The 12,922-nt window shown below is 59.4% G+C and carries 12 protein-coding genes; 9 read left to right on the top strand and 3 right to left on the bottom strand.

What is annotated here, in order from left to right; genetic code table 11:
* The first annotated feature begins 129 nt into the window (after positions 1 to 129).
* The 7 genes from WA928_RS12055 to WA928_RS12085 all read left to right on the top strand — a co-directional run bounded on the left by WA928_RS12055 (position 130) and on the right by WA928_RS12085 (position 8,581).
* Entirely contained in the window at positions 130 to 2,091 is a 1,962-nt protein-coding gene (locus WA928_RS12055; RefSeq protein WP_424303889.1) for an AMP-dependent synthetase/ligase, read from the top strand.
* A gap of 48 nt (positions 2,092 to 2,139) precedes the next feature.
* Entirely contained in the window at positions 2,140 to 2,931 is a 792-nt protein-coding gene (locus tag WA928_RS12060; RefSeq protein WP_424304049.1) for an ABC transporter ATP-binding protein, read from the top strand.
* A gap of 9 nt (positions 2,932 to 2,940) precedes the next feature.
* Positions 2,941 to 3,870, top strand: a complete 930-nt coding sequence (locus WA928_RS12065; RefSeq protein WP_350381775.1) for a branched-chain amino acid ABC transporter permease — start codon at positions 2,941 to 2,943, stop codon at positions 3,868 to 3,870.
* A gap of 32 nt (positions 3,871 to 3,902) precedes the next feature.
* Positions 3,903 to 4,964, top strand: coding sequence for a branched-chain amino acid ABC transporter permease (locus tag WA928_RS12070; RefSeq protein ID WP_424303893.1), 1,062 nt, complete (start codon positions 3,903 to 3,905; stop codon positions 4,962 to 4,964).
* 124 nt (positions 4,965 to 5,088) lie between these two features.
* Positions 5,089 to 6,420, top strand: coding sequence for an ABC transporter substrate-binding protein (locus tag WA928_RS12075; protein WP_424303896.1), 1,332 nt, complete (start codon positions 5,089 to 5,091; stop codon positions 6,418 to 6,420).
* 45 nt (positions 6,421 to 6,465) lie between these two features.
* The gene (locus tag WA928_RS12080) at positions 6,466 to 7,293 is read left to right on the top strand and encodes an ABC transporter ATP-binding protein (RefSeq protein WP_424303899.1); all 828 of its coding nucleotides are present in this window, start codon (positions 6,466 to 6,468) and stop codon (positions 7,291 to 7,293) included.
* A 16-nt stretch (positions 7,294 to 7,309) separates the two neighbouring features.
* A complete protein-coding gene (locus WA928_RS12085) occupies positions 7,310 to 8,581 on the top strand; it encodes a phenylacetate--CoA ligase family protein (RefSeq protein WP_424303902.1) in 1,272 nt (423 codons plus the stop codon).
* 6 nt (positions 8,582 to 8,587) lie between these two features.
* Here WA928_RS12085 and WA928_RS12090 read toward each other — a convergent pair whose 3' ends face one another.
* The 3 genes from WA928_RS12090 to dprA all read right to left on the bottom strand — a co-directional run bounded on the left by WA928_RS12090 (position 8,588) and on the right by dprA (position 11,315).
* Entirely contained in the window at positions 8,588 to 9,061 is a 474-nt protein-coding gene (locus tag WA928_RS12090) for a hypothetical protein (protein WP_424303905.1), read from the bottom strand.
* Positions 9,062 to 9,070: 9 nt separating this feature from the next.
* On the bottom strand, positions 9,071 to 9,973 hold the full coding sequence (locus tag WA928_RS12095) for a hydroxymethylglutaryl-CoA lyase (protein WP_424303908.1): 903 nt from the start codon (positions 9,971 to 9,973) through the stop codon (positions 9,071 to 9,073).
* A 136-nt stretch (positions 9,974 to 10,109) separates the two neighbouring features.
* Positions 10,110 to 11,315: a DNA-processing protein DprA gene (dprA, locus tag WA928_RS12100; protein ID WP_424303911.1), complete on the bottom strand. Its 1,206-nt coding sequence runs from the start codon at positions 11,313 to 11,315 to the stop codon at positions 10,110 to 10,112.
* A 121-nt stretch (positions 11,316 to 11,436) separates the two neighbouring features.
* Between dprA and def the strand changes: the two genes are divergently transcribed.
* Both def and fmt read left to right on the top strand, forming a co-directional pair.
* On the top strand, positions 11,437 to 11,961 hold the full coding sequence (def, locus tag WA928_RS12105; RefSeq protein WP_350381783.1) for a peptide deformylase: 525 nt from the start codon (positions 11,437 to 11,439) through the stop codon (positions 11,959 to 11,961).
* A 5-nt stretch (positions 11,962 to 11,966) separates the two neighbouring features.
* Positions 11,967 to 12,911 (top strand): methionyl-tRNA formyltransferase, encoded by a 945-nt coding sequence (gene fmt, locus WA928_RS12110; protein ID WP_424303914.1) that lies wholly within the window; start codon positions 11,967 to 11,969, stop codon positions 12,909 to 12,911.
* The last annotated feature ends 11 nt before the right edge of the window (positions 12,912 to 12,922 follow it).

Below are 12,922 nucleotides of genomic sequence, written 5' to 3' on the forward strand. Positions count from 1 at the left end.
AGATCATGTATGAATGTCATATGTGTGACAGTTGCCTCTGTGCGTGCCCTGTACCTTAGTTGCATCGCCCGAGAGAGGCGCCCCATGCAGTACTTGGCGTGGTTGTCCACGTCAGTCCAAGGAGACATCATGGTACAGGAATCCGCCGCCGCGGTAACTTTTCCCGCCTTGTTGATGCATCATGCCGCCGTGCGTGGCCACCGTCCGGCGATTCGCGAAAAAGACCTTGGTATCTGGCAGACACTTACCTGGAAACAGGTGGCCGACGAAGTCTTGCGCGTGGCGGCCGGGCTGGCAGATCTGGGTGTGGCGGCTGGCGAGCACGTGGGCGTGGTAGGAGAAAACCGTCCACGCCTGTATATGGCCATGATGGCCACCCAATGCCTTGGGGCGATCCCTGTGCCTTTGTACCAGGATGCTGTGGCCGAAGAAATGGCCTATGTCCTGCAAGATGCCGAAATCGGTGTGGTGGTGGTCGAAGACCAAGAGCAGCTCGACAAAATGATCGAGGTCTCCGACCGCTGTACGGCCATCCGTGCATTGGTCTATGACGATCCGCGTGGCCTGCGTCATTATCAGGATCCGCGGCTGCTGTCCTGGGAAGCCCTGCTGCAGCGAGGCGATCAGCACACTGCTGCCCACCCCGATGCAATCAACCAGCGGATGGCGGCCATAGGCCCCCAGGATACCGCCGCCATGTTTTACACCTCTGGCACCACGGGCAAGCCCAAGGGGGTGGTGCTCAGTCACCATGCCCTGATCGACCGCGCACGTGCCATCGAGCGCTTCGAGGGCCTCACCGACCACGAAGACGTGCTGGCCTATTTGCCGCCGGCCTGGATTGGCCAAAACATGTTCTCCTATACCCAGGTACTCACTACAGGGTTTACGGTCAATCATCCAGAGTCTCCCGAAACCGTCGCCATCGACATGCGGGACATCGGGCCTACGTATTATTTTGCACCCCCCCGCGTATTAGAAGGTTTGCTCACGCACGTCATGATCCGCATGGAAGACGCCGGCCGCTTCAAGCGCTGGCTGTTTCATCGTGCCATGGGCCTGGCCCGTCGGGTGGGGGCCCATGTGCTGGACAACGATGGCACTGTCGGTGCCTGGGATCGCTTCAAGTACGCATTGGGCGATCTGCTGGTTTACGGGCCGTTGCGCAATACCCTGGGCATGAGCCGCGTACGGGTGGCCTATACAGCCGGTGAAGCCATCGGCCCCGATCTCTTTGTGTTCTACCGCTCCATCGGCATCAACCTGAAGCAGCTGTATGGGTCGACAGAAACCTCTGTGTTTGTGTGTGTGCAGGCTAATGGGCAGGTGCGCGACGACACTGTCGGCCCGCCTTGCGAAGGTGTAGAGATCCGGGTGGCCGATAACGGCGAAATCCAGTTGCGCAGCCCCGGGCTGTTTACCGGTTATTACCGCAACGATACCGCCACAGCAGAGTCCTATACCGATGACGGCTGGTATCACACGGGTGATGCCGGCTACCTCGACACCGACGGCCAGCTCAAGATCATCGATCGCGCCAAGGATGTGGGCCGTCTGGCTGACGGCAGCCTGTTTGCCCCAAAGTACATCGAGAACAAGCTCAAGTTTTTCCCCTTCATCAAAGAGGTCGTGGTTTTTGGGGCCGATCGCCCGGAGGTCTGCGCCTTCATCAACATCGACCTCGAAGCCGTGGGTAACTGGGCCGAGCGCCGCGGCCTGCCTTATGCCGGCTACACCGATCTCGCTTCCAAGGACGAGGTCTATGGCGTCATCCGCGAGTGTGTCGAGCAGGTAAATCGCGACCTCTCCCAGGATCCCAAAATGTCGGCGTCCCAGGTGGCGCGTTTTCTGATCCTGCACAAAGAGCTGGATCCCGACGACGACGAGCTGACCCGTACCCGCAAGGTTCGCCGGGCGTTTATTGCCCAGAAATATGAAGTGCTGGTCGAGGCTCTCTTTGCGGGGCGCGAGCGCCAGTACATCGAAACCGAGGTCAAGTTCGAAGATGGCCGGGTTGGGCGTATTTCGGCCAACCTGCGCATAGAACCTGCCGCTGTGGTGGCCCCAGAACCCCTCAAAAAGGTAGCCTGAATGTCTTCACCCACCACCGATACCCTGATGGATCCTGCCGTGCCGGGCATGGCGGATCGTGCCAGTCAGATCGGGCCCGTGATTCTCGATCTTCAGAACATCTCGCTGTCCTTTGGCGGGGTCAAGGCACTGACGGATATTTCCTTTGATGTTCGCGAGCACGAGATCCGCGCCATCATTGGGCCCAACGGCGCGGGTAAAAGCTCGATGCTCAATGTCATCAACGGCGTCTACACCCCCCAGCAAGGCCGTATCCTGCTGCAAGACCAGCAATTTACGCGGATGAGCCCACGCCGCGCCGCCGAAATGGGCATTGCCCGCACTTTCCAGAACCTTGCCTTGTTCAAGGGCATGAGCGTGCTCGACAACATCATGACAGGGCGCAATCTGCGCATGAAAAGCGGGGTTCTGGCCCAGGCGTTTCACCTGGGATCCGCCGAGCGCGAAGAGATCGAACATCGTACGTTTGTCGAAAACATCATCGATTTTCTCGAAATCCAGGCCTACCGCAAAACGCCGGTGGGGCGCCTTCCCTACGGCCTGCAAAAACGGGTTGACCTGGGCCGCGCCCTGGCGATGGAGCCCCGCATCCTGCTGCTTGACGAACCCATGGCTGGCATGAACATGGAAGAAAAGCAGGACATGAGCCGCTATATCCTCGACGTCAACGACGAATTCGGTACCACTATTGTGCTCATCGAGCACGACATGGGGGTCGTCATGGATATTTCCGATCGTGTCGTGGTGCTGGATTACGGTCGCAAGATCGGCGATGGCACGCCAGATCATGTGCGTGGCAACCCGGAAGTCATCAGCGCCTACCTGGGCACCAGCCACTAAGGGAACACCATGGGATTCTTTCTTGAAACTGTGATTGGCGGCCTGATGAGCGGCATGCTGTATGCCCTGGTGGCCTTGGGCTTTGTGCTGATCTTCAAGGCCTCCGGGGTATTCAACTTTGCCCAGGGTGCGATGGTGCTGATCGCCGCGCTGGCGATGGCACGATTGTCAGGCTGGATCGATGGCTGGCTGGGCGGAGAGTCCCTGATTTTGGCCAATATCCTCGCGTTTGTGCTTAGTGCAGGGTTTATGTGGCTGATTGCCGTGTTGGTCGAGCGCTGGGTGTTACGGTATCTGGTCAATCAAGAAGCCACCACTTTGTTGATGGCCACCATTGGCATCAGCTATTTCCTCGACGGCATCGGCCAGATCATGTTTGGCAGTTCGGTGTACTCCATCGATGTCGGTATGCCCAAAGATCCGATTTTCATCCTCGACAGTGTCTTTGAAGGCGGTGTGCTGGTCAGTCTCGAAGACCTCACTGCCGCCGTAATTGCCGCCGTGCTGGTGGCCGTGCTGGCGTTCTTCTTTCAGTACACCACGGTGGGGCGGGCGCTGCGCGCCGTGGCTGACGATCACCAGGCCGCGCAGTCGGTGGGCATTCCGCTCAACCGCATCTGGGTGGTGGTCTGGACGGTTGCCGGGCTGGTGGCGCTGGTTACCGGCATTGTCTGGGGATCTCAATTTGGCGTGCAGTTCACCCTCTCGACGGCCGCCTTGCGGGCCTTGCCGGTGGTGATTCTGGGCGGGCTTACCTCCGTGCCTGGCGCCATTGTGGGCGGGCTCATCATCGGGGTGGGCGAGAAGGTATCCGAGGTCTACCTCGGGCCGTTTGTTGGTGGCGGGATCGAAATCTGGTTCGCCTACATGCTGTCGCTGGTGTTCCTGCTGTTTCGTCCGCAGGGCCTGTTTGGCGAAAAAATCATCGATCGCGTCTGACCGCGTCAGAGCCCACGGGGGAGACCACATCCATGTTTTATCGTGAAAACGGCCAGTTCAAGAGCAGCTACCGCTCGGATCAGCAGATTTTTCCGATCCGCCAGGACCGCTGGTTTATCGCAATGCTCACATTGCTGGGCTTTGTCGTCGTGCCTGCGGTGGCATCCGAGTACTGGCTGCAGGCCATCCTGATTCCCTTTCTGATTTTGTCGCTGGCAGCGGTCGGGCTGAACATCCTGGTGGGGTACTGCGGGCAGATTTCCATCGGCTCGGGGGCTTTCATGGCGGTGGGCGCCTATGCCGCCTGGAACTTCGGTGTCCGCCTCGATCTCCCCCTGGTGGTTCAGATTTTGCTGGGTGGTGTATTTGCCACGCTGGCTGGTGTGGTCTTTGGTGTGCCCAGTTTGCGGATCCGTGGCTTATATCTCGCTGTCACCACGCTGGCCGCACAGTTTTTCATGGATTGGGCCTTTTTGCGGATTGGTTATTTCACCAATTACTCCACCTCAGGCAACGTCTCTGTACCGGCGCTCGATTTCTTCGGCCTGCCCGTGGTTTCGCCAGTGCAAAAGTATCTTTTTGTGCTGGGCTTTGTGGTGGTCATCGGCCTGTTGGCCAAAAACCTTGTGCGCGGCGCCATTGGCCGGCAATGGATGGCCATCCGCGATATGGACGTGGCCGCAGCCGTGATCGGCATCCGGCCGGTGTATGCCAAGCTCACCGCCTTTGCCGTCAGTTCTTTCATTATCGGCGTGGCGGGCGCCCTGTGGGCCTATATCCATCTGGGCTCCTGGGAGCCCTTGGCCTTCGACCTCAACCGCTCGTTGCAGCTGCTGTTCATCATCATCATCGGCGGGTTGGGTTCCATCATCGGCAGTTTCTTTGGGGCGGCTTTCATGGTGCTGGTGCCGGTGCTGCTTACCAACGTCCCGCATGCTCTGGGCTTGTCCATTCCGGTGGATATCGCTGCGCACATCGAACACATGGTGTTTGGCTTTTTGATCGTGTTTTTTCTGATCGTGGAGCCACATGGTCTGGCCAGACTATGGAGTATCGGCAAGGAGAAGCTAAGGATCTGGCCGTTTCCCCACTAGGCGTACGGCATGGGGCTGGGCTTTGGCCCTTGCCCCGCGCATGGCCGGGTGGTGTTATCCCGGGCGGCATCCATCTGGATGCGCTCAATTAAAAAGGTGCCATTAGCACCAGGAGGAGCTACAGATGAAGCATGTATTCACCAAAGCCACGGCTGCGGTCGTGATGGCTGCGGCCGGTCTGGTGGGTGTTGCCAGTACCGCCCAGGCAGCCGAAGAAAATTTCATCCCCTTGTTTGTCTACCGCACGGGCTCGTTTGCGCCGCTGGGGATCCCATGGGCCAACGGCAAGATTGATTACCTGAAAATGATCAATGCCCGGGATGGCGGCGTCAATGGCGTAAAGATCGTCTTTGAAGAGTGTGAAACCGGCTATTCCACTGACAAGGGTGTCGAATGCTACGAGCGCCTCAAAGACAAATTTGGTGGTGCCACCGGCTTTGATACGCAATCCACCGGCATTACCTTTGCCGTCACCGACAAAGCCATGGTTGATGGCCGCTCGGTGATCTCTGTCGGCTATGGTTTGTCGCAATCTGCGGATGGCCGCGTCTTTAAATGGAATTTCCCGCTGCTGGGCAACTACTGGACAGCTTACGATTCCATGATCCAGGACATCGCCAAGAACCTGGGTGGCGAAGATAAGCTTAAGGGCAAGAAAATTGCGCTGGTCTACCACGACTCACCCTTTGGCAAAGAGCCGATTCCACTGCTTGAGGCCCGGGCCAAGGCCAATGGCTTCGAGCTGCAAACCTACCCGGTGGCTGCCCCTGGGGTCGAGCAAAAGTCCACTTGGTTGCAGATTCGTAAAAACCGGCCAGATTTCGTGTTGCTGCAAAGCGCGGGCATCATGACACCCACCGCCATCCGCGAAGCACAGTCTGTGGGCTTCCCACGCGACAAAATGTATGGCATCTGGTGGGCCAGCTCTGAAACCGATGTGGTGGATCTCGGCGATACAGCCAAGGGCTATCGGGGCATCACCATCCAGAACAGTGCCGAGCACGGCCGTGTGCACGACGATGTCAAGAAATATGTGTACGACAAGGGCGAAGGTGCTGACAAAGACGGCAAAACCTTCGGCTCGATTGCCTACACGCGAGGCATGATGATTTCGATGTTGCAAGTCGAAGCCATCCGCACAGCCCAGGAGAAATTTGGCAAGGGCAAGGCGATGACGCCGGAACAGGTGCGCTGGGGCTACGAGAACCTCAATCTTGATGAAGCCAAGCTCGAGAAACTGGGCTTTGCCAAGTTGATGCGTCCCGTGAAAACCACCTGCGAAAACCACATGGGCACCGATTGGTCCCGCATCATTCAGTGGGATGGCAAGAAGTTCAACGTTGTGTCCGACTGGTATCAGTCTGATCCCAAGTTCATCAAACCCCTGGTGCAATCTCTGGGCGAGAAATACGCCGCCGAGAAGAAACTGCCCGTGCGCGACTGCGCAGCCGAGTAAGCAAGACCGGGGCCGGGTATCCCCCGGCCCCCTGGAGACAGGATTATGGAAAGCGTACAGGCCCCAGAGCCCGCACTGTTGCTGGATGTCAATGGCATAGAAGTCATCTATAACCATGTCATTCTGGTGCTAAAAGGCGTGTCGCTCAGCGTACCCGAGGGTCGGATTGTGGCACTGCTGGGTGCCAACGGCGCAGGCAAGACCACCACATTACGGGCGATCTCCAATCTGCTGCGTGGCGAGCGCGGTGAAGTCACCAAAGGCAGCATCGTTTATCGTGGCAAGCGTATCGAGTCTTTGTCGCCTGCCGATCTCGTCCAGCGCGGAGTGGTGCAGGTAATGGAAGGCCGGCATTGCTTTGCGCACCTGAGCATCGAAGAAAACCTGCTGACCGGCGCCTATACCCGCCAGCTGGGGCGCGCCGATCTTAATGCGGCACTCGATCGCGTATATCAATATTTTCCGCGCCTGAAGCAGCGCCGTAAAAGCCAGGCAGGGTATACCTCCGGCGGCGAGCAGCAGATGGCGGCCGTTGGCCGGGCACTGATGGCGGATCCGCGCCTGATTTTGCTGGACGAGCCTTCGATGGGGTTGGCGCCGCAAATTGTCGAAGAAATCTTCGAGATCGTGCGGGATCTCAACCAGCGCGAGGGCGTGAGCTTTTTGCTGGCCGAACAAAACACCAACGTGGCCCTGCGGTACGCCGATTACGGCTACATCCTCGAGAACGGCCGCGTCATGATGGATGGTGCTGCCCGTGCACTTGCCGAAAACGAAGACGTCAAAGAGTTTTATCTGGGCGTGTCGGGATCTGGCCGCACCAGTTTTCGCGAAACCAAATTTTATCGCCGGCGCAAGCGCTGGCTGGCCTGACACACAGGGGGAAGGCATGCAGGCTTACTTTGATGCGCGCGAGACGCAGTCCGCTGAAGACCGCGAACGCAGCCTCTTTCAGCGGCTACCTGATGTACTGGCTGCGGCTCAGGCAAGGGCGCCTGCGATTGCAAAGCAGCTGCAAGGGCATGATCTCTCTGGTCTGACTACGCGCGAGGCGCTGGCTAGCGTGCCTGTTTTGCGCAAGTCCGAGCTTTTGCAGATTCAGCATGCCGCGCGTATGGCACTGCATACGCAGTCTGCGGATGCCGAACGCATCCGCGTATTTGGTGGCGTATCCACCATTGGCTGGGGGGCTGCCCGGCGCGTGTTTGCCTCGCCCGGCCCCATCTACGAGCCCGAGTCTGCCAGGCCTGATTATTGGGGCTTTGCGCGTGCCTTGCACGCAGCAGGTGTGCGTGCGGGCGATCTCGTGCATAACTGCTTTTCTTATCATTTCACTCCAGCAGGCTCGATGATGGAAACGGCCGCACATGCGCTGGGCTGCACCGTGTTTCCTGGTGGAGTGGGCCAGACCGAGCAGCAGGTGCGTGTAATGGCTGACCTGGCCCCACAGGCTTACACCGGCACACCCAGTTTTTTGCGCATCATCCTTGAGAAAGCCGATGAAATGGGGGTGGGCTTGCCAACCCTGCGCCGGGCCCTGTTTTCGGGCGAAGCCTACCCACCCTCGTTACAGGCCTGGTTTCACGATCGTGGCATACAGGGCTTTCAGGCCTATGGCAGCGCGGACCTCGGCATGGTGGCCTTCGAATCCGAGGCCCGGGACGGCTTGATCCTCAACGAGGACATCATTCTCGAAATCGTCCGCCCCGGTACCAGCCAGCCTGTGGCAGCCGGCGAGGTCGGTGAGGTCGTGGTGACTACCTTCAACCCGGATTACCCCCTGGTGCGATTTGGCACCGGAGACCTCTCCGCAATCATGCCGGGCGTGTCGGCATGCGGGCGTACCAATGCCCGGATCAAGGGCTGGATGGGGCGGGCAGATCAAACCACCAAGGTGCGCGGGATGTTTGTCCACCCCGAGCAGATCGCCCGGATACTCGAGCGCCATCCGGTCATTCACCGGGCCCGGCTGGTGGTGTCGGGTGAGATGGGACACGACATCATGACGCTGAAGGTCGAGTCGGGCGAGGGCCTGGATCTTGAGCAGGTTGCAGAAACTGTCCGCGACCAAACCAAGCTGCGAGCCGTCGTGGATGTTGTCCCGGCAGGCAGCCTGGCCAATGATGGCAAAGTGATCGAAGACGTCCGCAGCTATGATTAAACGTCGCTATATTTTCTTGCGATACACCAGGCTAATGCGTGCAAATGCCGACTGCAACTGCGGGTTGCCAGCCTGAAACACCATCGGCCGGCCTTTTTGCACAAAGCACACCAGTTTTTTGGATGCAAACAAGGGGATGAACTTTGTAGACTGGATCTCCGACCAGGGGACTTCGCGCCGCGAAATCCAGGTTTGGCGGATGCCCCAGTCGGAGATCTCGGTTTCGGATGTCCACATGTGCCAGCTCATCCATAGCAGCGCGGCAAAGCACACCAGCAGGCTTAACCAGACCGTCCAGGGAAGGTTGAGCTCGGCCGCTTGCTCGAGCACTACAAATAAACGAAACGCAATCACGGCCATGATCAGCCAGGCGACACCGGCGATCCAGCGCGGCCAGGCACGACCGCGCAAGGGCAGGGGGCCGATCTGCGAGAGGAGTTCGGCGTGTTCTTCAGGGGTGGGACGATCAAAGGGCGACATAAACAGGAATCAAGGTTTTTTGAGTGCCAGGGCGCGGCCGGCTCGGCTGGCGGTGGTGCGGCCAATTTTTTCGGAGATCCAGCTGCCGATATCAACCACGGCATCGAGATCGACACCCGTATGCAAGCCCTGACCGTTTAACAGGTACAGGACATCTTCGGAGGCCACATTGCCGGTGGCGCCTTTGGCATAGGGGCAACCGCCCAACCCAGCCACTGAACTATGGAAAATGCGCACGCCGCATTCGAGGGCTGCCAAAATGTTGGCCAGCGCCTGGCCGTAGGTGTCGTGAAAATGCCCGGATACCTGTGTACCCAGATCGGCAACCTGGCCAACCGCTTGCATCACGCGCTGGACCTGGGCGGCGGTGCCCACGCCGATGGTGTCTGCGACGTCGATTTCGTCGCAACCCAAGGCCAGAAAACGCTGGGCAACATCTACAACGGCAGAGATGGGGGTTTCGCCTTGGTAGGGGCACCCGAGTGCACAACTGATACTGCCGCGCAAACGCAAACCCGCCCGTTTGGCTTCTTGTGCCACAGGCTCGAAGCGGGCGATGGATTCGGCGATCGAGCAATTGATGTTGCGCTGCGAAAAGGCCTCGCTGGCGGCACCGAAGATGACGACTTCATCCATGTGTGCGGCCAGCGCGCCCTCGAGCCCGCGCATGTTGGGCACCAGGGCTGAATACAGCGTACCGGGCTTGCGTTGCACCGCAGCCATGACGTCAGCACCATCAGCCATCTGTGGCACCCACTTGGGCGAAACAAACGAAACTGCTTCGACGTTGGCAAAGCCAGCTGCCGCCAGGCGAGTGATGAGCTCGGCCTTGATGGCTGTGTCGACAAACTGCTTTTCGTTTTGCAGGCCGTCACGTGGCCCGACTTCGACGATTTTGATGTGTTCGGTCATGGTGGGCGGGGGTACTTGTGTTGATGGAGGATTGAACCCTTAATCATAGCGCGGGGTGGGTTTGGCTGGGGAGACAAAGAGGAGATGGTAGGGCCCCTGGCCCGGAAGCCGGTGGGTAGTGGCAACCAGAGTGCAATCAGCGTCGTTGATAGCGCCCATCGGGCAGGCGTGACAGCAGGCCTCGCACTTCCAGCAAGGTGAGCTGGCTGATGAGATGATCGAGCGGCCACTGAGTGTGGGCTTGCAGTGCGTCGATGTTCTTGGGCTCGTAACCAAGGGCACGCAGCAGAACTTCGGTGTCGGGATTGGGGGCGGTGTCGGCAGCCGGCAGCGAAGAAGTATTTGCCGAAGAGTCCGATGCGCCGGTTTGTGTGAGTGTCTGGCTGGTTGAAGCTGGCGTATCTGCCCTTGAAGAACTGGCCGCCGGTATGCCGGACAAGGATGTCTGGGAGAGTTCTTCGAGAATATCCTGGCCGGATTCCACCAGCTTGGCCCCCTGGCGGATCAGTGTGTGGCAGCCCTTGGATAAGGGAGAGTGAATAGAGCCGGGAATCGCAAAAACCTCGCGCCCGAGTTCGCCCGCCAGCCGTGCTGTGATCAGCGAGCCGCTGCGTGTGGCCGCCTCGACCACCAGGACCCCCTGGCCCAGCGCAGCCACCAGACGATTGCGCCGGGGAAAATGATATTTCAGCCCCTGGGTGCCTAACGGAAACTCCGACAACATAAGGCCTTGCTCGGCGATCTCGTGCGCCAGCGCGCGGTGGCTGGCGGGATACACGCGGTCTATCCCCGTGCCCAGGATGGCCAGCGTGCCGCCCTTGCCGGGTCCGGCAGCCAGTGCTCCCCGATGCGCAGCACCATCGATGCCGGCAGCCAACCCGCTGACCACGCACCAGCCGTGTCGGGCCAGATACTCGGCAAAATCGTGCGCATTGCGTTCGCCCTCCGGGGTAGCACTGCGTGCCCCCACAATGGCCAGCATGGGCCGGGTCAGCACGGGCAGCTGGCCGTGGGCATAGAGCACGGGTGGTGAATCCTCCAGTTGCAGAAGCGTGGCCGGGTAGAGTGGGTCGGCCAGCGTCAGCAAATGATGTTGCGGGTGATCCAGCCAACGGATGGTGTCCTCGATGGTTTGCAGTACATCGGCCGTAGGCGCCTTGCGCAGTCGCGCTACCAGCCCGGGATCGAGGTATCGGGCCAGGCTGCTGGTAGAGGCCGTATAGATGTTATGTGGCAGGCTGAACACCGATAAAAGCCGATGGATGCGTCCGGCCCCCAGAGCGGGTTCCAGTGTCAGGCGGATCCAGGCCCGCAGTTCGGTGTGTTCCAGGAGGATGGGCATGCCGGCAGTGTGCCATGATTCTGATACCCAAATTAGTGCCTGTGGGACATTCGCACGGCAGTGGGGGCGGAAAACATGTTTTATGATAGAGCTTTAGGCATTACAGAATCAGGCAATCGATATGGCTTTGCTTCCCATTCTCAAGTATCCCGATCCCCGGCTGCACACTGTGGCGGCGCCGGTCGGGCAGGTCGACGACCGCATTCGTCAGCTGGTCAACGACATGGCAGAAACCATGTACGCAGCGCCTGGTGTGGGCTTGGCTGCCACTCAGGTGGATGTTCATGAACGTGTCGTTGTCATTGATATCTCCGAAGAAGGCAACGATCTCCACGTGCTGATCAATCCGGAAATCACCTGGAAAAGCGACGAGCTTCAAACCTACGAAGAAGGCTGCCTGTCGGTGCCGGGGGTTTACGACGAAGTCCAGCGTGCCGCCCGAATCCACGTGCGTGCCCTCAATACCCAAGGAGAACCCTACGAGTTCGACGCAGACGGCCTGTTGGCCGTGTGTGTCCAGCACGAACTTGATCACCTCTTGGGCAAGGTGTTTGTCGAATACTTGTCTGTGCTGAAGCAAAATCGCATCCGTACGCGCCTGCGCAAGCAGCAGCGCGAGGCACAGCGCGAAGCGGCAGGAGTATAAAACCCATGCGGTTGGTGTTTGCAGGTACCCCGCATTTCGCACAACAGGCACTTTTGGCCATTATCCAGGCCGGGCATTCGATGGTGGGGGTGCTTACTCAACCTGATCGTCCCTCTGGCCGGGGGATGAAGCTTCAGGCCAGCCCCGTCAAACTGGCTGCCCAGGAGGCCGGGATTCCGGTGCTGCAGCCTCGCAGCTTGCGTCTGGATGGCAAGTATCCGGACGAGGCCAGAGAGGCTCGGGCGGCACTGACCGAGTGGCTGCCAGATGTCATGATCGTGGCTGCGTATGGCTTGATCCTGCCTCAGTGGGTGCTGGATCTTCCGCGCCATGGTTGCCTCAACATTCATGCCAGCCTGCTGCCCCGGTGGCGTGGCGCAGCGCCGATTCAGCGGGCAATAGAATCCGGCGATGCTGCCACCGGCATCACGATCATGCAGATGGATGCTGGCCTGGATACCGGGGCAATGCTGCTGCAGACCACCCGTGCGATCGGGCCGGATGATACCGGTGCCAGCTTGCATGATGCTCTGGCGCGCATGGGTGCCCAGGCAATCGTACAGGTGCTGGATCAGGTGGCTGCAGGGCGTGCGCCTGCTCCGGTGCCACAACCAGCAGACGGCATCACGTATGCTGAGAAACTGCAAAAATCAGAATCTGTACTGGATTTTTCTTTACCGGCCCATACGCTGGCACAGCGTATTCGGGCCTTCGATCCTTTTCCAGGCACCACACTGACATTGCCGGGGATTGATCAGCCTGTCAAGGTGTGGGCGGCACACGCTGTGACGCTTACCCAAAACGAGGCGCCTGGCACTTTGCTGTCGGTGGCCCCCGAGGGTATCGATATGGCCACTGGCGACGGCGTTTTGCGCATCACCGAGCTGCAAAAGCCTGGTGGGCGCCGCCAGCCCGTCAGTGTGTTTGTGCAGTCGTATCGGCCCGATTAAAGGGTAGGCAG

The organism is Castellaniella sp. (genome assembly GCF_049651205.1).
Classification (GTDB): domain Bacteria; phylum Pseudomonadota; class Gammaproteobacteria; order Burkholderiales; family Burkholderiaceae_B; genus Castellaniella.

Bases quoted from the DNA above. Each gene is read 5' to 3' on its own strand.
- WA928_RS12055 (WP_424303889.1), top strand. From the start codon at position 130: ATGGTACAGGAATCCGCCGCCGCGGTAACTTTTCCCGCCTTGTTGATG.
- WA928_RS12060 (WP_424304049.1), top strand. From the start codon at position 2,140: ATGGCGGATCGTGCCAGTCAGATCGGGCCCGTGATTCTCGATCTTCAG.
- WA928_RS12065 (WP_350381775.1), top strand. From the start codon at position 2,941: ATGGGATTCTTTCTTGAAACTGTGATTGGCGGCCTGATGAGCGGCATG.
- WA928_RS12070 (WP_424303893.1), top strand. From the start codon at position 3,903: ATGTTTTATCGTGAAAACGGCCAGTTCAAGAGCAGCTACCGCTCGGAT.
- WA928_RS12075 (WP_424303896.1), top strand. From the start codon at position 5,089: ATGAAGCATGTATTCACCAAAGCCACGGCTGCGGTCGTGATGGCTGCG.
- WA928_RS12080 (WP_424303899.1), top strand. From the start codon at position 6,466: ATGGAAAGCGTACAGGCCCCAGAGCCCGCACTGTTGCTGGATGTCAAT.
- WA928_RS12085 (WP_424303902.1), top strand. From the start codon at position 7,310: ATGCAGGCTTACTTTGATGCGCGCGAGACGCAGTCCGCTGAAGACCGC.
- WA928_RS12090 (WP_424303905.1), bottom strand. From the start codon at position 9,061: ATGTCGCCCTTTGATCGTCCCACCCCTGAAGAACACGCCGAACTCCTC.
- WA928_RS12095 (WP_424303908.1), bottom strand. From the start codon at position 9,973: ATGACCGAACACATCAAAATCGTCGAAGTCGGGCCACGTGACGGCCTG.
- dprA (WP_424303911.1), bottom strand. From the start codon at position 11,315: ATGCCCATCCTCCTGGAACACACCGAACTGCGGGCCTGGATCCGCCTG.
- def (WP_350381783.1), top strand. From the start codon at position 11,437: ATGGCTTTGCTTCCCATTCTCAAGTATCCCGATCCCCGGCTGCACACT.
- fmt (WP_424303914.1), top strand. From the start codon at position 11,967: ATGCGGTTGGTGTTTGCAGGTACCCCGCATTTCGCACAACAGGCACTT.